At 43.9% G+C, this 21,777-nt stretch carries 17 protein-coding genes; 1 reads left to right on the forward strand and 16 read right to left on the reverse strand.

Annotation, left to right across the window (positions count from 1 at the left end; all coding sequences use genetic code 11):
* Positions 1 to 54: 54 nt before the first annotated feature.
* The 10 genes from LC20001_RS10910 to LC20001_RS10955 all read right to left on the reverse strand — a co-directional run bounded on the left by LC20001_RS10910 (position 55) and on the right by LC20001_RS10955 (position 13,428).
* Positions 55 to 918, reverse strand: a complete 864-nt coding sequence (locus LC20001_RS10910; RefSeq protein WP_003679053.1) for a phosphate ABC transporter substrate-binding protein PstS — start codon at positions 916 to 918, stop codon at positions 55 to 57.
* Positions 919 to 1,176: 258 nt separating this feature from the next.
* Positions 1,177 to 2,559 (reverse strand): group II intron reverse transcriptase/maturase, encoded by a 1,383-nt coding sequence (gene ltrA / locus LC20001_RS10915; RefSeq protein WP_069700543.1) that lies wholly within the window; start codon positions 2,557 to 2,559, stop codon positions 1,177 to 1,179.
* 479 nt (positions 2,560 to 3,038) lie between these two features.
* On the reverse strand, positions 3,039 to 4,751 hold the full coding sequence (gene pnpS, locus LC20001_RS10920) for a two-component system histidine kinase PnpS (protein ID WP_010009000.1): 1,713 nt from the start codon (positions 4,749 to 4,751) through the stop codon (positions 3,039 to 3,041).
* The gene (locus LC20001_RS10925; RefSeq protein ID WP_003679057.1) at positions 4,738 to 5,445 is read right to left on the reverse strand and encodes a response regulator transcription factor; all 708 of its coding nucleotides are present in this window, start codon (positions 5,443 to 5,445) and stop codon (positions 4,738 to 4,740) included. The genes pnpS and LC20001_RS10925 overlap by 14 nt, the downstream gene beginning before the upstream one ends.
* Positions 5,446 to 5,493: 48 nt before the next feature.
* Positions 5,494 to 6,639 carry a PDZ domain-containing protein gene (locus LC20001_RS10930; RefSeq protein ID WP_010008998.1) on the reverse strand — a complete coding sequence of 382 codons (1,146 nt, stop codon included), beginning with the start codon at positions 6,637 to 6,639 and terminating at the stop codon, positions 5,494 to 5,496.
* Positions 6,640 to 6,822: 183 nt separating this feature from the next.
* A protein-coding gene (prfB, locus tag LC20001_RS10935; protein ID WP_099267156.1) for a peptide chain release factor 2 occupies positions 6,823 to 7,939 on the reverse strand; the annotation gives its coding sequence in 2 pieces (ribosomal slippage) (positions 6,823 to 7,866 and positions 7,868 to 7,939; 1,116 coding nt in all).
* Between the two features lie 83 nt (positions 7,940 to 8,022).
* The gene (gene secA / locus LC20001_RS10940) at positions 8,023 to 10,389 is read right to left on the reverse strand and encodes a preprotein translocase subunit SecA (RefSeq protein ID WP_010008995.1); all 2,367 of its coding nucleotides are present in this window, start codon (positions 10,387 to 10,389) and stop codon (positions 8,023 to 8,025) included.
* A gap of 268 nt (positions 10,390 to 10,657) precedes the next feature.
* Positions 10,658 to 11,215 carry a ribosome hibernation-promoting factor, HPF/YfiA family gene (hpf, locus tag LC20001_RS10945; protein WP_010008993.1) on the reverse strand — a complete coding sequence of 186 codons (558 nt, stop codon included), beginning with the start codon at positions 11,213 to 11,215 and terminating at the stop codon, positions 10,658 to 10,660.
* 201 nt (positions 11,216 to 11,416) lie between these two features.
* Positions 11,417 to 12,097: a ComFC family protein gene (locus LC20001_RS10950; protein WP_010008992.1), complete on the reverse strand. Its 681-nt coding sequence runs from the start codon at positions 12,095 to 12,097 to the stop codon at positions 11,417 to 11,419.
* The gene (locus LC20001_RS10955) at positions 12,094 to 13,428 is read right to left on the reverse strand and encodes an ATP-dependent helicase ComFA (RefSeq protein ID WP_010008990.1); all 1,335 of its coding nucleotides are present in this window, start codon (positions 13,426 to 13,428) and stop codon (positions 12,094 to 12,096) included. Before LC20001_RS10955 ends, LC20001_RS10950 begins: the two co-directional genes overlap by 4 nt.
* Before the next feature lie 193 nt (positions 13,429 to 13,621).
* On the opposite strand from LC20001_RS10955, the gene LC20001_RS10960 reads away from it, so the two are divergent.
* Positions 13,622 to 14,275, forward strand: coding sequence for a YigZ family protein (locus LC20001_RS10960; protein ID WP_010008989.1), 654 nt, complete (start codon positions 13,622 to 13,624; stop codon positions 14,273 to 14,275).
* Here the strand turns inward: LC20001_RS10960 and LC20001_RS10965 are convergent, their stop codons facing one another.
* The 6 genes from LC20001_RS10965 to LC20001_RS10990 form a co-directional block, all read right to left on the reverse strand.
* A complete protein-coding gene (locus LC20001_RS10965) occupies positions 14,276 to 15,349 on the reverse strand; it encodes a glycosyltransferase family 4 protein (protein WP_003679070.1) in 1,074 nt (357 codons plus the stop codon).
* 186 nt (positions 15,350 to 15,535) lie between these two features.
* A complete protein-coding gene (gene rny / locus LC20001_RS10970; RefSeq protein WP_010008984.1) occupies positions 15,536 to 17,098 on the reverse strand; it encodes a ribonuclease Y in 1,563 nt (520 codons plus the stop codon).
* 270 nt (positions 17,099 to 17,368) lie between these two features.
* Positions 17,369 to 18,463 (reverse strand): recombinase RecA, encoded by a 1,095-nt coding sequence (gene recA / locus LC20001_RS10975; RefSeq protein WP_003679519.1) that lies wholly within the window; start codon positions 18,461 to 18,463, stop codon positions 17,369 to 17,371.
* A gap of 134 nt (positions 18,464 to 18,597) precedes the next feature.
* Positions 18,598 to 19,845, reverse strand: a complete 1,248-nt coding sequence (locus tag LC20001_RS10980; protein ID WP_010008982.1) for a competence/damage-inducible protein A — start codon at positions 19,843 to 19,845, stop codon at positions 18,598 to 18,600.
* Positions 19,846 to 19,952: 107 nt separating this feature from the next.
* Positions 19,953 to 20,540, reverse strand: coding sequence for a CDP-diacylglycerol--glycerol-3-phosphate 3-phosphatidyltransferase (gene pgsA, locus LC20001_RS10985; protein WP_010008980.1), 588 nt, complete (start codon positions 20,538 to 20,540; stop codon positions 19,953 to 19,955).
* 255 nt (positions 20,541 to 20,795) lie between these two features.
* Complete coding sequence (locus LC20001_RS10990) at positions 20,796 to 21,746, reverse strand: helix-turn-helix domain-containing protein (protein ID WP_010008978.1); 951 nt, start codon at positions 21,744 to 21,746, stop codon at positions 20,796 to 20,798.
* Between the last annotated feature and the right edge of the window lie 31 nt (positions 21,747 to 21,777).

The following is a 21,777-nucleotide window of genomic DNA, read 5'->3' on the forward strand; positions in this document are numbered from 1 at the left end:
AACTAGCTTTGTAATAACTATAATCATGCAGACGTGCCACGCCACCAGTCTAGCTTACTTTACCGGTGTGACTTTACCCTCAAGATTACGCTCGACCTGCATATGACCTACCGGAATATAGCCTAATTTAGGCAACATTTTTTCCTGGATCGCATCGCTATAAATATAGTTGATGAAGTCTTTGGTTAGCCCTTTAGGTTGACCTTTAGTGTACATATGCTCGTACGACCAAATTTGCCAACGATTTGTCGTCACATTTTCATCGGTTGGCGCCACGCCCGCAACTTTGACCGCAGCGATTGTTTTATCGACATACGAAAACGCCATGTAGCTGATCGCCCCTGGTGTACTGGCGACGATCTGGCGCACCATTCCGGTGGATTCTTGTTCCTGTGCTTGCTTAGCTTGGGCACCACGTAGCACCCATTTTTCAAAGGTGACCCGCGTCCCACTACCTTGCGCCCGATTGACGATCACGATCGGTAAATTTGGCCCACCAACTTCACGCCAATTAGTCACTTGACCGGTAAAAATAGCTTTTAACTGCGCAAAACTTAAATTTTTAATGCCGATTTTTTTGTTAAGTACTGGGGTGATACCGACAACCGCGACCCGATGATCGACTAAACGATCAGCATTGATGCCACGCTTTTCTTCGGCATACACATCAGAATTACCGATTGCAACCGCCCCTTCTTGAATCTGGCTCAAACCAGTTCCAGAACCGCCGCCTTGGACATTGATAAATTTTCCTAAATGCTCACTGCCATATTGCTCACCAGCTGCTTCTACAAGTGGTTGTAGCGCTGATGAACCGACAACGGTGATCGATTCGCCCCGATCAGCCGAGCTTTGACACGCCGTTAACGTTACTAAACTCATTAATAACGCGGCGACCAGTAGGATACGCTTCTTCACAGCAAGACCCCCATTATTTCAATTCTCTTTAAGCATAAAAGATCAACGTAAAATCCAATGCGTTCTTTTGTAAAAATAATGTAAATTTTGTTGATTCACGGTATTGATTTAAAATGCAAACTCCAGACTAATAATAGCATGCTGCACATAGAAAACGCTTCAATTATGCCTATGAAGACAATCGAGTAGGAGGTAATTGTAAGTTACCGTCCTCTCACACCACCGTACGTACGGTTCCGTATACGGCGGTTCAATAATTTAAGCACTCTGAATTTGCTGGAGCGTCTGACTCAAGTTAATGAGTCCACGACGTTCCAGCTCTTTGTTAGTTAGGGTACGGCACAGCGTTTTACTATGCGCTGTCCGCCAGTACCCTTTACGCGTGTTAGCGGATAGCTTAGCTTCATCTTTCGTAAATCCTAATCCGCTCAAGTTGTTCTCTCTAGTTTTGGCTTTCTTCCATTGTTTCCAAATGTACTGGCGAATACGTGACCGCAGCCACGCATCTAATTCCGTGATGAACCGCTTCATTCTACCCAAGCTGTAATACTGCAACCAACCGCGCATCTTTTGACGAATCTCTGCCATTATTTGGTCTTCGGATACACCACGATTACGCTTAGTCAGCCGCCTCAATGCTTGTTTAACTCGCTGCTTCGCTGACCACACCGGATAGGGAAAAGCCCTGCCTTTAGTGTGGCCCAACGTAAAACCTAAGAACTTCATTCTGTTGGTGGCGACCACTTGTGTCTTTTCCTGATTGAGCGTGAGTTTTAACTCATGCTCGAGAAAACGAGTCACACTAGCGAGGACTCGTTGGCCCGCGCGTGGACTTTTAACAAAGATATTGCAGTCATCGGCGTAACGGACAAATTCATGACCGCGCCTAGCTAGTTCTTGGTCGAATTCGTTGAGATAAATATTCGCTAACAGTGGCGAGATCGGCCCGCCTTGCGGTGTGCCTTTCTCACTGCGTTCAAACAATTGCCCATTCATGGTGCCACTAGTCAGAAAACGGCGAATGAGCCGTAGTATCCAGCGGTCACTAATTCGCTGCTTGAGAAACTTCATAAGCATGTCATGATTAACCGTATCGAAGTAGGCCTTCAAATCCAGATCAACCACATAGTGATAACCCGCATTATCTAGCTGAACGACCTGTTGAACTGCGTCATGTGCACTGCGTTGGGGTCGAAAACCAAAACTATTGTTGGCGAAGATCTGTTCATATATCGGCGAAAGGACCTGGGCCACGGCCTGCTGGACTAGCCGGTCGATCACGGTCGGAATGCCAAGCTTACGCGTTCCACCGTTGGGCTTTGGAATTGAGACTTGCTTGACTGGTGCCGGTTTATAAGTCCCATTGGCCAATTCTGCGAGTAATTCTTCGCGATGTACTTTCAGGTACGGTTTCAATTCATCAACGGTCATACCGTCAACTCCGGCCGCCCCTTTGTTCCTGACCACACGTTGATAAGCCAAATTCAGGTTGTTGCGGGCCAAAACTAATGCTTGAAACTGAGTGCCACTCATCTTTTCTCCTTCACCGGAGGCGATACTACGCGCCCCAGTTTGTCTTTGGTCTTCCAGACCTATCATCCGCTGGCGGTCAGCTTGTTCTGTTTTCTGCGATTTTCGCATCGTCTTCACTTCCAGTCGCAATATGAGTTATTATTGTTTGGTCCTTCATGGTTACCCACTACTATGACCTCGGCTGACTCCTGTACACTTAACCAGCCATTTCTGACTTGCTTTGAACTCATATTTCCTTGTCATTTGGGTATTCCCTAAGAAAATCAGGATTGTGTGTACAGGTCTCCCCGGGTAAGAACGTCAACTTTCGTACCATGTCACCGTCAGCTTTACTGTCGTAACTTCGGGTAGTATCGGACTTCAGTGTGTTTGGCCACCTTATCCAGTTACTTCCGGCCTTATAGCTGCTTCTTGTTCATCGGTGCAGTACTTTGCTCATCAGGCTTCCTTCAGTCTTCACCTCACGATAAAGGCCTTGCCTTTGGCTAGCGGTTCCGACTACTACGGCCCGCAGTGGACTTTCACCACCTAGTTGACGCCCATGCCGGGCGCACCAAAAAAGGCGCCGTTATTTCTAACGCCACCTGCTAAGCTTCAATTTTTTCCGGTAAGGTAATGGTAAAGGTGCTACCGACACCGAGTTGGCTTTTCAAACGCACTTGACCGCCCAGCGCGGTGACCAACTCTTTGACGATCGCCAAACCTAAGCCCGTACCACCTTGATGATGACTGCGCGCTTTATCCACGCGATAAAACCGTTCAAAGATCCGTACTTGGTCATCCGCCGCAATACCCAAGCCGTTATCGCTAAAGCTAAGTTGCCACTGTGCGGCTTTTTTTTCGGCTGTCACCGTCAGCCGCCCACCTTGACGATTGTACGACAGCCCATTGATCAATAAATTCTTGACCACTTGTTCGAATTTATGCGGATCAGTTTGTAACTGTGCCGTTGCCGCAATATTTAGTTGCACCGTTACTTGCTTGGTATCAATCGTTTGCTGCAGCGGTACTAGTAAGTTCGTCACCGTTTGTTTGATGTTAACCGGTGCCACTTGTAATTGTTGCTGCTGGCCGCGGGATAAGGCAATAATATCTTGGATCAATGCTGTCAGTCGCTTGCTTTCCGCCGCAATGATCGTTAAAAATTCCTGCCGTACTTCCGGTTCATTCTGCGCGCCTGCCAATAGCGTTTCCGTAAAACCTAGGATCGAGGTGACTGGCGTCTTCAATTCATGGCTCACATTGCTGACAAAATCCAACTGCATTTGCTGGATCTGCTTAACTGGCGTGATGTCGTATAACAGCACTGCGACTTGATACGTTGCCTGTAGTGCCTGAGCCTTCATCCAGACCACATTGACATCCAAGTAACGCTCCTGCGGTTGCACTAATCTGACCGTTGCGTGCTGACTTTTTTGCTGGTTCAACGCATGTTTGATCAAGCGACTGAGCGCAAAATGATGAATATCATTCAGATAGGAATGCGGCTGATCACTTAATTGCTGCGCCAGCATCGTCGCAGCCGCAGGATTATGCGCCACCACATCACCGGTTTCATCCAGCAGCAATACGCCGATGGTCAAATGATTGATAAAGCGATTAAAGTTGTGCTGCTCATTTTGCGCTAAGGCCGTCTGGGCTTGCAGCTGCTGATCAACGTGGGTAACGGCACGCTCCAAGGCAAAATAATGATCCGTTGGCTTCAATAATACCGCTGGTGTTGGCTGTGGCGCGCCAACCTTAGCTAATTGCCGTTGAACCCGCTGCAAGGAATGCCGCTCCCAGCGCGTATAGCCACGAAAAATCAGAACACTTAGTAAACTTAGTCCGAGCACCGCTAATAACAAATGCACGCCTTGCGGCCAAAACGGTTGCCATAAATTATGCTGTGGCGTGTACAGTACAAAGGTCCACGGTTTTTGGCTAAATAAATAAGCCGTTTGCGCACGACTAGCGACGCGGATCTGCTCACGCTTAGTCGTTGCCGTCTTACTTTGAAAGGCCACCACGCTATCGATCAGATCTGCTTGCGGCCCGCCGACTGGAAATACTAATTGATTACGGGCATCAAAAATTGCCACATGTACATTCTGCTGGCGTTGCCATTTTTGCAGCAGCGCTCGCGGTAATTTAGTTGCCGTCACTTTAGGCAACACTTGCGTTTGCAGTAACTCGCCTTGCCGCACTAGCCCTAACTGCTGCTCAGCAATATAACGCTGATTTAAAAAAAGAATGATCGCCGCTATCCCAGCAGCGACCACCATAAAAAGTAACCAGCTGATTCGTCTAATCCGCTTCATGCTGAGGCGCCTCCAACTTATAGCCAAACCCACGCACCGTCACCAAATATTGCGGCTGTTTCGGATCAACTTCGATCTTATCGCGTAAATGACTGATCTGAATATCGACCATTCGCGTTTGCCCGGCATAATCATAACCCCAGACCCCATTTAGCAGTTGTTCACGACTTAGCACCCGATTTTGTCGCTGAGCTAAATACAGCAATAACGCGTATTCACGCGGCGTTAATTGCAGTTGCTGGCCGTTACGAAAAACCGTGTACGCAGTAGGCGAAATCTTTAGCGCACCAATCTGAATTTGCTCATTCTCATTGACACTGGACGTAACCGGTTGTAACCGGCGGCTGATCGCCTTCATACGCGCAATCACCTCACGCGGACTAAACGGTTTAGTCAAATAGTCATCCGCCCCCAGCTCAAGACCAACAATTTTATCAAATTCAGCGTCCTTAGCTGTCAACATAATGATCGGAGTCGTTACCTTTTCCTGCCGTAAACGCCGCGTCACTTCCATACCATCCATTTGGGGCAACATCAAATCCAGCAAAATAAAGTCAAACTTGGTGGCTAACGCTAGTTGTAATGCGGTCGCGCCATCATTGGCGGTCGTCACCTGATAATGTTCTTTTTTCAAATTATAAGTCAGTAACGTAACGATTGAGGGCTCATCATCGACTATAAGTACTTGCTTCAAGCTCGTATCTCCCCTTTACCCAAAAACTGGGCGCTTTTTCAACACACGCTAAACTTGTTCCGGAAAAGTCATAACGCCTAAATTATGCGGCGAATCTTCAAAAATAGCCGATTCGGTAATTTTAATGTCGCCACTTTGCGTTTTGACCCGTAAATGACAATAAGTCGGATCAGTCATGCGCGCAGCATAGAATGAATCCTCATCATGAACTGCCTGATTGTTACATTCTAAAATAATATCCCCAGCTACCAGATCCATTTTAGCGGCTGGCGTTTCTGGTTGAATTCCCAACACCATTACACCAGTGAACGGTTCAGTATAGTGCACCACCCCTTGCACACGGCGAGCACCTAACCACCCAATCACCGCAACCACCACGGCAATCAAGAGCAACGGGATAAATAACCGTGCTTGGAAATAAACGATCACTGCACTGATCAAATAAATCAGTCCAGTCACCAATTGCCAGCGATTTTGCTGTTTGATTTGCACTGCCGGTAGTTGTTGCCTTACCGTTAGTAAAAAGCCGATCAGCAACGGAACAATAACTAAATGATATTGATTTCCGGCGACATGAACCGTTGACCAAGCAAATAAGCCACTGGACAGTTTTGTACCTGGTACCAAGAAAGCCAACGGTACCAATGCCAATTGTTGTGCTTTAAAATAACCAGTTCGCCGACCGCGATTACTTTCCGTGATTCGTGGTGATAAATTGTGAATCGCTAAATACTGTCGTAAGCCAGCACTGGCCAGCGCACTGATTGCCAGCAGCAAAAACAAACTAACGGCGATCAACCGATTAGTCGCTACTTGATCAGTAAACCTCGGTACCGCTAAGCGCCAACTATTAGGCAATAATGCGACCATGATCAATGTTGTGAATAACACCGCAGCAGTCGGCCACACTACACTAACAGTCATGATCACTGCTAAAATACCAATGATTTGATAGCCCAGCCACCAAGCCGCCGATAATTTTAGGCTCAATAAAATTGTCCCCACCGACAAAACGATCCCCAACGGCAAGCCGTAAATAAAAAAGGCCTTGAATTCATTTAGCCGGCTATCAATGGCAATATGAAAAGTTTGCCGTTCCTGTTGGATACGACGACGGCTGACTAAATAACCTGCCAAAATAAGACACCATAATAGCGGCTGGGCCACTAAACTGACCAGTAATTCTACTATCATAAACCGGAAAACTCCTCATTCATGCTCGTGATAAGCACCTAACCATCAAACGCCACCACGATTCATTTATTATTACTGTTAGTATAGCATTACTGGTTCCAAAAAAATATTCACAATCTAGTAACAAAAAAGCTGCACCAACTTTCGATTAAAAATCAAAGCTGGTACAGCAAATTATTGCTATTATTTTGGATTATCCGCTTTTAATTGTAACTGTAAATAAGCATCAATGAATGGATCCAAGTCACCATCTAAAACAGCCTGACCATTACCAGTTTCGTAGTTCGTCCGGTGATCCTTGATCATCGTGTACGGTTGGAAAACGTACGAGCGAATCTGTGAACCCCAACCGATTTCAGCTTGCTCACCCTGAATCTGCGCACGTTCTTTTTCCTTTTCTTCCAATTCACGCTGATATAATTTAGCCCGTAACATGTTCATAGCCGTCTGTCGGTTTTGCAATTGCGAGCGTTCCGCCTGACTGGCAACCACGATCCCAGTTGGTAAATGCGTGATCCGCACTGCCGAAGACGTTTTATTGACATGCTGACCACCAGCGCCGCTAGCCCGATAAACGTCCACGCGCAGATCATCACTATTGATCTCCACGTTGACCGTATCGTCCAGCTCTGGCATGACATCAACTGACGTAAATGATGTATGCCGCCGACCAGCCGCATCAAATGGTGAAATACGAACTAGCCGGTGAACACCACGCTCTGAGCGCAAATAACCATAAGCATTGTGTCCTTTGATCAGCAAGGTCACACTTTTGATCCCCGCTTCTTCGCCAGCCTGATAATCAACTGTCTCCACAGTAAAATGATGTTGCTCAGCCCAACGCATATACATTCGTAGCAACATTTCACCCCAATCTTGGGATTCAGTTCCCCCAGCACCAGGATGAATTTCTAAAATGGCATTGTTACTGTCATATGGGCCATTTAACAATAAGCCCAGCTCATACTGCTGCATTTGCTGCTGCAATTTAGTAATCCCCGTATCAAACTCCGCTGCAATCTGCGGATCATCCTCTTCAGCCAGTAATTCTGCCGATACAGTCAGATCATCGTATTGCTGCTGCAATTGCTGAAATGAATCATATTTAGCCTTTAAGCCATTTGTTGCGTCGATCAACTTCTGTGCTTGTGCTTGATCATCCCAAAAACCTGGTTCAGCCATTTGCGCTTCATTTTCAGCAATATTATCCTTTAGCGCATCTAAGTCAAAGTGACCCCCTAAATTGATCTAATTTAGCGGCCACATCGGCCAAAATATGTTTTCCTTCACTTAATTCCATACTGGAACCTCCCCGTAATTAGCCAAAAAAGCGGCGTGCTTAATAGCTAACGTCGCTTTTTAGCGTTTTTTACTCAAAATAGATTAACGGCGAATATTCTGGCGAATTTCAGCCTTCATGAATAATCGTGTCACATCAAAATCAATGTCGGCGATCATTTCTTCAAACAAGCGATAACCTTCGGATTGATACTCAACTAGTGGATTCAATTGACCGTAACCCCGCAAGCCGATCGACTGGCGGATTTGATCCATCGTATCAATATGATCGGTCCAATGCGAATCAACAACTCGTAAGATGACCACTTTTTCAAATTCAAGCATCTGCGCGTCATCGTACAGTTGCTTTTTCTTTTCTGCATAAACTTCATCGGCACGACCAAGCAAGTAATCAATAATTTGTTGACTAGACTTACCTTCAAGATCATCGGCGATCGAAATCGTATCTTCTGGTACCATTGAATTGATGGCAAAGTCATAAATGGCTTGCAAATCCCAATCTTTTTGCTCACCCTGGGTGTGAGAATCGACTATCCGCTTGATCGTCCGTTCAATCATTGGAATCAAGACGTACTTCAAGGATTCTGTGCTATCAATGACCTGCATCCGTTGCGAATAAATGACTTCACGCTGTTCGCGCATAACGTCATCGTATTGCAAAGTGTTTTTACGCGTATCGTAGTTGTTACCTTCAACCCGCTTCTGGGCTGATTCAACTTGGCGCGTGATCATCCGACTTTGGATCACCGCATCATCATCGGCAACTTTCATCCGATCCAATAGCGCTTTGATTCGATCAGAACCAAAACGGCGCATCAAGGTATCTTCCAAAGATAAATAAAATTGCGTTTCACCTGGATCGCCTTGACGGCCGGCACGGCCCCGCAACTGGTTATCGATCCGCCGTGATTCATGGCGTTCGGTACCAATCACGCATAAACCGCCAACTTCTTTGACCCCAGGACCTAATTTAATATCAGTCCCACGGCCGGCCATGTTGGTTGCGATGGTAACCCCACCGCGCTGACCAGCATTCATAATAATTTCGGCTTCTTTAAAATGGTTTTTCGCGTTCAAAACCATATGGGGAATATGTTCACGATCTAACAACTTAGACAGTAATTCAGACGTTTCAACGGCTACGGTACCAACCAACATCGGTTGGCCCTTTTCATGGCGTTGCTTAATATCAGCGACAACTGCCTTAAATTTACTTTGTAGCGTTGGGTACAATACATCAGGATGATCGATCCGGGCAATTGGCCGATTGGTTGGGATCGTGATGACTTGCATATTATAAATTTCGCGGAATTCTTCCTGTTCCGTTTTAGCAGTCCCAGTCATCCCAGCCAGTTTATTGTACATCCGGAAAAAGTTCTGATAAGTGATGTTAGCCATTGTCTTGGTCTCGTCCTGAATCTCGACGCCTTCTTTAGCTTCAATCGCCTGGTGTAGTCCATCAGAATAACGGCGGCCTTCCATAACTCGGCCAGTAAATGAATCAACGATCATAACCTTGCCATCTTGGACCACATAATCAATATCTAACAACATAATATAATTGGCCCGCAACGCTTGGTCCAAATGATGGGTCAATGCCATGTTGTCAGCGTCATACAAATTATCTAAGCCAAAATTAGCTTCAGCCTTGCGAATACCTTGTTCCGTCAAACTAATTGTTTTAGTTTGGAGATCAATTTTGTAGTCTTCCTCTTCTTTTAAGGTTTTAACAAAACGATCTGTGCGGATATAAAGGGCAGTCGACTTTTCTGCTTGTCCTGAAATGATCAATGGTGTCCGCGACTCATCGATCAAAATAGAATCGACTTCATCGACGATGGCATAATTTAACGGGCGCTGAGACATTTGTTCCTTATAAACCACCATGTTATCGCGCAAATAATCAAACCCAAGTTCACTGTTAGTTGAATAGGTAATATCAGCTTGATAAGCGGCGCGCTTTTCTTCGGCGCTTAATGAATTCAAGTTCAAACCAACGGATAAGCCAAGCCAATTATATAATTCGCCCATTTCCGTCGCATCACGACTGGACAAGTATTCATTGACGGTTACAACATGAACACCTTTACCTTCCAATGCATTTAAATAAACTGGCATTGTGGCAGTTAAGGTTTTACCTTCACCAGTACGCATCTCAGCAATATTGCCTTCATGCAAGGTGATCCCACCAATAATTTGAACGCGGAAGGGATAAAGCCCCAGTACGCGCTTAGCCCCTTCACGAGCGACTGCAAAAGCCTCTGGTAAAATATCATCTAAGGTTTCACCCTTGGCTAAACGTTCTTTAAACGCTGGCGTTTTTGCCTGTAATTCTTCGTCAGAAAGGGCCGCCATTTCATCAGCGAGTGCTTCAACTTGATCGGCAATCTTGCCCATCCGTTTGACCTCACGCTTATCACTTTCGACCCAATTTCTTAAAATATTTGCCATGACTAATTCCCTTCTTGTCAAATGTCGACAATGGAGGTTGAAACAACGTGGCTTCAACTTCGTATCTAATTTCTAAAATAAGCTTACGTACACTGAAAAAGTAACCCTGATCTCCGGGCCACTTTATCGTCCCAGTTTTATAAAAACATTACTTCAAGTTTAGCATTAATTTAATTCTCTGCAAACAACTTTAACACATTGACTCCTTAACGTAAAAAAAGCTGAACTATCTTAAACAAGATAATTCAGCCGCAAATAAATGGTTTATTTATTGTTCGTCAGTTTCAATCAAACCGTAACGACCATCACGCCGCTTGTAGACAATGCTTGTGCCATTAGTTTCTGCATCTTCAAAAATGAAGAAGTTATGACCCAGCATGTCCATTTGTAAGATGGCCTCTTCACTATCCATTGGCTTCAGGTTGACCCGCTTAGTCCGCACAACGTCTAGCTTTTCTTCCTTACTATCATCGTTGGCATCAGCAGCCGGCACCGTTAAGTCAAAGTCACGGATACCTTTTTCCCGTGATTTACGATTGATCTTGGTTTTGAACTTACGGATCTGGCGTTCTAGCTTATCCGTTACGAGGTCAACACTCGCGTATAGATCTGGTGAAGTTTCTTCTGCACGTAAGGTTAAGTATGGTAATGGGATCGTAACTTCAACCTTCGCTGTCTTATCTGGATAAACCTTGAGGTTGACATGTGCAGTGGACTCGGCAGTATTAGTAAAGTATTTTTCTAACTTACCTAACCGTTTTTCAACATAACTCCGAATCGCAGCGGTTACCTCGATATTTTCTCCACGGACATTGTAATTAAGCATAGAACTTCTCCCCTTTCACTTGCAAGTTTACCATGGCTGGTAAACATAGGTGAAGCAAGATGGCTACAGCGATCGTCTGTAACCAAGCCCACACGCTAGGTACCTTAAAACGTGAGTACGGGTTTGCTTCGCTCCCTTGCTTATGCCTTAATTATAATAGAAAGCGGTCTAATTGACAATCAAAAGCGTATCTATATTCAGTTAACGCGCCAAAGTAAACGTGTGCACTTGGCAATCAGGCGCAGCTATTTTCAGGCAAGCCTGTGCGTGGCGCATGGTTCGGCCCGTTGTATAAATATCATCTAACAATAAAATTTTTTTATAATTTAATATAGCTGCTTCACCCGCAAAATAAAATAACTGTGGTGTGCGCAAGCGCGCCCGCCGTTTTTTATGCGCTTGCTTTACTTTTTGCGGCTGTTTTTTTAAGCAAAAGGTTAACGGTACACAGTCCTCATACAGTCCCACAACAGGATTAAAGCCGCGCTTAGCGTAACTAGTTGCATCAGTGGGAATCGGAACATATAGATCAGCCGGATGCTGGCGTAACCAGCGTTGACAGTCTGTGGTAAATGCGTCACGCAACCGATAATCGCCCAGACTTTTGTATCGTTTAAAGAAATCTTGCAATAATTCATTATAGACAAACAATGCGTGATTATGGAGTTGTTGCCGCGGCTGTTTTTCTAACCAGCGTTGGCAATCACGACAAAGCTCAGAGGTCTTTTGTGTACGACCGCATTCAGGACAAGCCGTCGTGATTGGCATTAAGCGTTGACGACAACGCGAACAAATCTTTTCCGTTAATAACGGCTGCCAATGTAGCAATTCTGCCAGCGTTAAACTCTGACTAAATGGTTGCTGACATAACAAACAGTTCATTTAAACCCCGCCTTTCGATTAACTTGCTTGATTTGCTGGCTGGCAGCCTTCACAGCTCGACTTAGTCCTGCACATAGGAAATCAACCGCACCTGTCGGCCGTGCAGCTGAACGACCGACACGGCCCGCCATTTGTACTAACGCTGCGGCAGAGAAAATAGGATCATCTGCACCTAAAACAATCACATCAATTCCTGGAAAAGTAACTCCGCGCTCTAAAATAGTCGTCGTCACTAAACAAAACACTTGTTGCTGCCGCATTTGTTGAACCTTTTCTAACCGTTGTGGATCAGCTGCGTAGACCGTTGCGAATTTTAATTCTGGGAATTGCTGCTGTAAGATTTTTGCCAATGGCCGTAACAGTTCGATCCGCGGTACAAAAAGTAAGAAACGTTGTTGCTGCGCAATTTTAGCCACCAACAGTTGTCGTAATAACTTCGGCAGGTGCCGTTGCCGCAACTGTTGCCGCCACTTAAAACACAAGCGAATCTTAGGCTGCGGTAACGGATGCCCATGATAACGGCGCGGTAAATAACTTAATTCAAGCTTTTTCTGCCGCACTTGGCGTAATAATTGGGGACTCGGCGTTGCCGTCAAAAATAATCGGGCGCCATCCTTTTTAACTGCGTGTCGGGTAGCGTACGCCAATTGCGGATTCTGCGCATAGGGAAAGGCATCAACTTCATCAATGATCAAAATGTCAAAAGCTTGATAGAATCGTAATAATTGGTGAGTCGTGCACAACACTAATTGGGTATACTGATACGTTGCCGTTTGCCGTCCATGTAGTAGCATGATCGGCGTTTGCGCAAAAGCAGCTTGTAACCGCGGCATCAACTCCAAACAAACATCAACCCGTGGCGAAGCAATGCCCACACGTAATTGATTGACTAAAGCCCACGCAATCCCTGGAAACAACATTTCAGTTTTGCCAGCACCAGTGACCGCCCATAATAAATGATCTTGCCGGTGCTGGAATTGATTTTGGATTGCGGCGGCTGCAACCTGTTGTGCAGCCGTTAATTGTCCTGTCCAAGTCAATGGATCAGCTTGAGTAATAAAACGATTTGGTTCCGCTAAGCTCACTAAATACGCATCCGCACAAACACGACCCAGCAATAAGCAATCAGGACAGTAGTAACGGCCATCAGCTAATTGAACTTGTTGCTTTAGTTGGCGACTACCGCAACGCGCACAAAGTAACCAATTCGCATTTAACGAGGTCATGGCGGGACGTTGTACTAGGTGTGGTATATTATTAAGTGAAGCGAGTTCGGTCGTAGTCACTAATTGTTGCCGACCATAAAGTTCTGTAACTTCGATTTTGATCACCCCATATATATAAACTACGCTAAAAATACAATTTATTTTTAAGGGTATCTTTTTTGATGCGGTAGGTTGTAGCTGACAGCATGTTCGCTGTTCTTACTTTGTCCAACACTTATTTACCGTTGTACAACCACCCACGATATCAGAAATCTTAAGAACAAAAATTCACTATTCACGGATTTAGGAGGTGTTCTGTTTGTTGACTCACTATATTACGCTCAAAAGTGATGGCGAGCATGAAATTGAGATCAAAAAATCACGCTTCATTTGCCAATTAGCGCGCGTCGACAACGAAGCTGCCGCACAAGCATTTATCGCTGCCTGTAAAAAAAAGCACTACAAAGCCAATCATAATTGTAGTGCCTACGTTATTGGTGAACAGGATGAACATCAACACGCACACGATGATGGCGAACCCGCCGGAACCGCCGGTGTGCCAATGCTAGAGGTTCTACGCCGACAACATTTAAAAAACGTTGTTGCCGTCACCACACGCTATTTTGGTGGCACTAAACTCGGCGCTGGTGGTCTGATTCGTGCTTATAGCAATTCCGTTTCTCAAGCAATCGACGTAATTGGTTTAGTAGAAGGCCGACTACAACAAGCTTTAGCCATTACCATTGGCTACCCCCAGATCGGTGCGTTAGAACATTATCTGACTCAACACGCGATCACGATCACAGATACTAGTTACTTAGCCAATGTGACGTTTACCGCTATGGTCGACGATAATGAATTAGTTGCAGTTAAAGACACAATTGTTGAATTGCTCAACGGTCAAGTAACCTTTGAGTTAGGCGCACAACAATTTTTTGAAACGCCATTAAAAAACACCACCGATCATAATTGATCAGTGGTGTTTTGCTATCCGGCGAATAAAATTCAACAGTGGCTGCCAATGGCTGCCAACTAAGCCGATCTCTTCGATAAAAATCTCTAAACCGAACAAAACAGCAATAACTAGTAAGATTGAACCCAACTGTGTAGATAAAGGAAATAGTAACGCAATCAGTGAAAAAACTAAGGCAATACCATAAATCGTCAGCACCGCTTGTCGCTGATTCAACCCCATAGCCAACAAGCGATGATGTAAGTGGTGGCGATCAGCTTGAGAAATTGGTTTATGGTTTAATAAACGCCGAAAAATTGCAAATACGGTATCGGTGATCGGTACCCCGAGAATGATCACTGGGATCACGACCGAGATAAAAGTCACGTTTTTCAATCCTTCTAATGAAAAAACTGCGATCATAAAACCAATAAATAAAGAACCAGTATCGCCGAGAAAAACACTAGCTGGATGAAAATTATGTGGTAAGAAGCCAAGCAAAGTCGCTACTAAAGCAAAGATCATAATTGGAATATCGACTTCTGTCACCGTCAAGAAGAACCACGCAATCACACCCATAGTAAACAGAGCAATGATTGATACGCCAGTGGCAAGCCCGTCCAAGCCATCAATCAAGTTGACCGCATTGGTGATCGCCAAGATCCAAATAATCGTAATGGGCAGACTCCATATACCTAACTCAAAATGGCCTACAAACGGAATCGAAACGTTTGTCATCCGAATATCCGCCACAAAATAAATGACCAATGCAGCTAGCAGTATCCCTAACATTTTTTGCCGTGGTCTTAATTCTAAGATATCATCCAGAATGCCGGTAATGATGATAATACATTCACCAAGAAAAATGCTGTATAGCATCATGGTTGGAAATTGCGCTCGCAGTAGTACGAATGTTGAAAACGTAAAGGTAATAAACAGACCTAAACCACCCATTGATGGGATAGGCGCCTTATTGATTCGTCGTGCATTCGGTTTATCTACCGCGCCCATTTTAATTGCTAAGCGCCGTACAAATGGTGTAATAACGGCAGAAAGGACCATAGTCAGACTGAACATGACAATTATTCTAAACATAGTTTTTTTAACTCTCTTTCAGTTGTTTCCCCTATGTTAAGTATTATACAAATCCCCGACTGAAAACACAAATTTCCACTGTACTACTCTAGCTTGTTGAACTAAAACACGGGACGAAGAAACAACTCGTAGCACTATTAAAACAGTGTCATTTGAGTCAATTTTCTTCGTCCCGTTTTCATTTAATTATTTAGCATATTCAACTGTTCTTGTTTCTCGAATAACGGTGACTTTGATGTGACCAGGATATTCTAACTCGTCTTCAATTCGTTTACGAATATCATGAGCCAATGTTACCGCCTGTAAATCATTAATTTCTTCTGGTTTAACCATGACCCGTACTTCGCGGCCTGCCTGAATGGCATAACTGGTTTTAACCCCTTTGAAATCATTGGTGATTGCTTCAAGTTTTTCCAGTCGATGAATATAGTTTTCTAAGGACTCGGAACGTGCTCCCGGACGGGCGGCTGAGATAGCATCCCCAGCTGCCACCAATACTGCAATGACGGAAGTAGGTTCAACGTCCCCGTGATGTGATGCAATTGCATTTATAACAACTTCATTTTCATGATATTTCCGGGCAATTTCAACGCCGATTTCGACGTGTGACCCAGCAACTTCATGATCCAAAGCCTTACCAATATCGTGTAATAATCCTGCGCGTTTTGCTAATGTAACATCCTCACCTAATTCCGCAGCTAATGCGCCAACTAATTTGGCAACTTCGATCGAGTGGTTCAACACATTCTGACCATAGCTGGTTCTAAAATGAAGCCGACCTAATATTTTGATTAAATCAGGATGCATATTATGAATACCGACATCAAAAATCGCTTGTTCACCGATCTGCCGGATTCGTTCATCCATTTCCTTGCGTGACTTCTCCACCATTTCTTCGATCCGCGCTGGATGGATTCGACCATCTTGGATCAGCTTCTCCAGTGCCATCCGGGCAATTTCGCGCCGGACAGGATCAAAGCCGCTTAAAATAACGGCTTCTGGTGTATCGTCGATAATTAAATCGATCCCAGTTAAGGTCTCTAAAGTCCGAATATTACGACCTTCGCGACCAATAATGCGACCTTTCATATCATCATTTGGTAAGTTAACAACAGAGACTGTCGTTTCCGATACTGAATCCGCAGCACTACGCTGAATCGCGTAGGCAATCAAACTTTTAGCGGTACGATCCGCCGTTTCCTTAGCATCAGCTTCGCTTTCCTTGATCATCACTGCACGTTCTTCGGCCAAGTCAGACTTGGTTTGAGTAATGATCATATTGCGAGCATCTTCTTGGGATAACGCAGCAACGCGCTCTAACTCAGCTTGTTGCTGTTCAATCAGTGAGGATACTTCCTTCTGCTTCTCATCAATGAGTTGTTGTCTGCTACCTAGCGTTGTTTCTCGTTTCTCTAAGAGTCGTTCCTTTTTGTCCAACGTATCATCCTTGCGGTCAAGTGTTTCTTCACGTTGTAGGACGCGATTCTCTTGTTTTTGAACTTCGCCACGTCGCTCTTTTAACTCATTTTCAATCTCAGCCCGATAACGATGATTTTCATCTTTTGCTTCTAAAAGTGCCTCTTTTTTCTGAGTTTCAGCTTCTTTTTTTGCATCAGCGATGATGCTATCAGCGGTATTGTGTGCCATAGCCAACTGTTTTTCATGAATTGACTTACGCACAGCATAGCCTAAGATTAAACCGACAACTAACATGATGACTGCGAGGATTATCGTGATAAATAGACTCATATCTTCACCTCCGCATCATCAAAAACGATTATTTTAATAACCGTATAAAATTTAAGATGTTTATTATTTGATTATTTACACACTATTCATTTTATAGTTGCAGACAGAGACTGTCAACATTAATCGGCTAACAATACCTAGTCCCGATTAAAAGCGCATTCATAAAAGTTAGTTTTAAAAAATTACATAGTCATAAATTTTTGATCAACTAAAAAAACTCACACCATAAGTAACTTATGATGTGAGCCTCTAGTTCGTTAGATTATGAAACTAAACATCCAATGTGCTAGGATCAGTAGCTTTGGCTGCAGTTTTATTTTTAGACTTATCTTTTGCTTTCTCGTCGGTTCCAGCTTTGCTGTCTTCAGTAGTTGGTTCTGCAATACCATAAGCTTCGCGAACTTTCTGCTTGATCTCCGCCATAACCTCTGGATGATCAGCTAAATAATTCTTGGCATTTTCACGACCTTGACCGATTCGATCATTGCCGTAAGAATACCATGAACCACTTTTATCGACGATATCTTTTTCAACCGCCATATCAACTAATTCACCTGTTTGTGAGATACCCACACCATACATAATATCAACTAAAGCAACTTTAAATGGTGGTGCTACCTTATTTTTAACAACTTTGATCTTAACACGGTTACCAATAATATTGGTACCTTCCTTGATCTGTTCAGCACGACGAACTTCTAAGCGCACCGTTGCGTAGAATTTCAACGCCCGACCACCAGGAGTTGTTTCAGGATTACCAAACATGATCCCAACTTTTTCACGGATCTGGTTAATAAAGATGGCGATAGTTTTCGTCTTATTAATTGAACCAGAAAGTTTCCGCAATGCTTGTGACATCAAACGTGCCTGTAAGCCCACGTGGGAATCACCGATTTCGCCTTCAATTTCTGCTCGTGGTACTAGAGCAGCAACAGAATCGACAACTACAATATCAATAGCACCACTAGAAACTAGCGCATCAGCGATTTCTAAGCCTTGTTCCCCAGTATCTGGTTGTGATAACAATAGATCATCGATGTTGACCCCTAGATTAGAAGCATACTTAGGATCCATCGCATTTTCGGCATCAATATAAGCTGCGGTTCCACCTTGTTTTTGAACTTCAGCGACAGCATGCAATGCAACCGTAGTTTTACCCGAACTTTCTGGACCATAAATTTCAATGATTCGTCCACGCGGATACCCACCAACCCCTAGCGCTTCATCAAGCGCCAATGAACCGGTAGAAACCGTGGAAACTTGCGTATCGACTTTCTCACCAAGACGCATAATTGAACCTTTACCAAAGTTCTTCTCAATCTTTTTAAGCGCATTATCTAATGCCGCTTTACGTTCATCAGCCAAGTGAGAACCTCCTTAAATTGTCACTAATTATCTTCATTTCATTGTAAACAATTAAGCGAACTACTTCTCGCTTCACAACTAATCATACCGAAACCGATTCTAAAAAGCAAGCAAAAAGTGAACAAATGTTCCCGCTATTTATCGGCGTCCAACAGATGATAAAGTAAGTCAAAACCAGTTAACGCACTTTGCTGCCGAACAAAATTTCGTGTGCGCGAGAAAACAAATTTACGTGCAAACGGAATTTGATCACGATAAGCAATACCAATATAAACCGTGCCGGCTGGCTGACCTTCTAACTTATCAGGACCAGCAACCCCTGTAAAGGAAATTCCAATATCTGATTTAAGTAATAACTTAGCTTGTCGGGCCATTGCAATCGCGGTTTCTTCACTGACGACACCGTATTTATGCAGATACTCTGGTGAGATCTGTAATAAATTAGCTTTTTCAGCTAAGGAATAAGTCACAAAACCCCCATTAAAAATGTCAGAAGCACCACTGACATTAGCTAACATACTTTGAAAAAGCCCAGCGGTCAAACTTTCCGCCGCGGTGATCGTCAACCCACGCTTTTTCAGCAAAGTAACTACAACTTGTTCCAGAGAATTATGTTCACCATAACCATAGAAGTATTGACCGACCCGGGCTTGAACTTTAGCTTCTAATTCAGCCAATAATTGATCTGCGGTCGTCTGATCCGTAGCTTCAGCAGTTAATCGTAACGTAACTTCATTGGTTTTAGCATAAGGGGCAATAGTGGGATTAGTTTGTTGGTCGATCAAATCCGCTAATTGTGTGACTAGCGCTGATTCACCGATACCATGGAAGCGAAGCACCCGTGAATCGAGCACATTAGCCTGCTTAAACTGCTTGATCAACAACGGACGAGCTGAATCTGTAAACATGGCTTCCAATTCACTTGGTGGTCCTGGCAATAACATATAGGTATGTGCTGGTGCTTGATAAAGTGCCCCCACGGCCATACCGACTGGATTTTTTAAGGGAATACTATTAGCTGGTAGCATCGCTTGCAAACGATTATTTTCAGTCATTGGTTGCTGTGAGCGCGCAAAAAAAGCTTCAATATAAGCCATAGCCGGTTCATCAACCACCAATTTCTCATTAAGGTGTGCCGCTAAAGTTTGCTTCGTTAAATCGTCTTTAGTTGGACCCAAGCCACCAGTTAAAATGATCAAATCACTACGACTATCAGCCAATTTGATTGCTGCTTCCAGACGTGCCGTATTATCCCCGACGACTGATTGATAATAAACATCGATTCCTAGATCAGCCAACTCACGGGCCACAAACGGTGTTGTCGTATTCGTGATCTCACCTAAAAGAATCTCCGTGCCCACTGCAATGATCTCTGCTCGCATTATTTTTGCCTCCACCATTTAATATACGTCATTTTATTCATTTCTATTTTAGCTTACTACTTTTTTCGTCAAAAAAACACGCACAGTCAGTGTACGTGTTCAAAATACTATTTGAATGAATCAGCAAAAACATGCCGACTATGCACAAAATAATCAACACCAGAATAAATTGTGAAGAATAAGCAAACATACAATAACGTTAACGCCATCGGAAAATGCAAATTATTGAAAAAGACATTATTCAAGAATAAAAAGATGATCGCAAACATTTGGGTTGTTGTTTTGATCTTACCTGGCATTGCCGCCGCTAAAACAACGTGTTCATTACTTTCTGCCAGTAACAGCCGCAATCCGGTGATTGCCAATTCGCGACAAACAATGATTGCAATGACCCAAGCAGGCGCCTTACCCATTCCAACTAAAATAATAAAAGCAGTCATGACTAGCATTTTATCAGCTAGTGGATCCGCAAACTTACCAAAGTTAGTCACTAAATGCTGACTCCGCGCAATTTTACCGTCAATAAAATCAGTGATTGAGGCAACAGCAAAAATAATCGTGCCAATGATCTGAGTCCACGGAATCACAGTCCCAGCAACGTTTGCGCTGCCCCAACTCCAAGGAACCAGCACTACCAACATGAACAACGGGATCATGAAAATTCGTACGATCGTCAATCGATTAGGTACATTCATTTAAATAATTCTCCTTCACAACTTAGAGTGAGTTGAAAAAGCACTAGTAGTGCTTTTTCAACCACGTTTACGCTAAATTAGCGATCAAAATTAGCTTTACAATATTTTCCAAGTACAACTTAGGTAATTTAATACATCACGCATAAAAAATAGCACACCTAACTTTATTCTACTATGTTAAACCTTAGCATAGTTCGGCGCAAATAATAAATTTAGCGTCGCTTAGAAATATCGTTATTGTGCTATTTAATAAGCTTAGTTACTGGTTTGGGTTGTGGCTTGACTGCTACTTGCGGCTGCACCACTGCTAGCAGCGGCAGTCGTCATCGTAACAGTGATCGTCTTAACAAACCCACCAACATTGTTGGGATCAAGGTTGAAGTTTTTACCATTGATCTTGGCTTTAGTATTTTCAGCATTACCCGTTTGAATTGTAAATGAAGTCGTCCCACTTGGAATTGTGATCGACTGTGGTGCACTCTGTAAAGTTCCCTGCCAAATTTGTGTACCACCAGCAGTAACGGCTACCCAAGCTGTCTTAGTATCACTAGCATGCAACACTAAAGTATTATTAGTTGGTGCATTGCTGTAGGTAAAGGCCGCTGACGTTGTTGTTTCTGAAGTAACGGTCATCTTCGGCTTAGTTGTTGACTTTTTAGCCGAGCTAGCTTTCTTAGCTGATGATGATGCTGCCTGTGAAGAACTACTACTGCTTTGACTAGATGCTTTACTTGAAGATTCGGAAGAAACTGTCATCGAAGAACTTTCTTGGATGACACTCTTATTCCGATCACGATTACCGATAGCAAAGGCATAGATCACACCCACGATCACAACAACAACAGCGACAATAATAATTGTCGGTAGGTAGCGACTAAAGCGCGCAAACCCATTATCGTGATTACGCGTTCGTGTCCGCGTATTGGCCTTATTTTCGTCTTCCGTCGGCTCAATATATTCTTGTGGTTGCGGCTGCGGAATCGTATCGTTGAACTCATTCAGCAGTTGCTCACTATCTAAGCCAACGGTATCCGCATACTGTTTGACGAAGGCGCGCACATAAAAATCGCCGGGCAGCGCCTCAAAGTTACCTTCCTCAATCGCAATTAAATAACGTTTCTGAATTTTAGTGATCTGCTGCAGATCATCCAAAGTGTAACCCTTGTCGATCCGTGCGTCACGTAATTTTTGTCCTATTTCACTCATTGATCCTCTTCCACCTATCGCCCTTTTACAA

The sequence above is a fragment of the Loigolactobacillus coryniformis subsp. coryniformis KCTC 3167 = DSM 20001 genome (assembly GCF_002706425.1).
Classification (GTDB): Bacteria; Bacillota; Bacilli; order Lactobacillales; family Lactobacillaceae; genus Loigolactobacillus; species Loigolactobacillus coryniformis.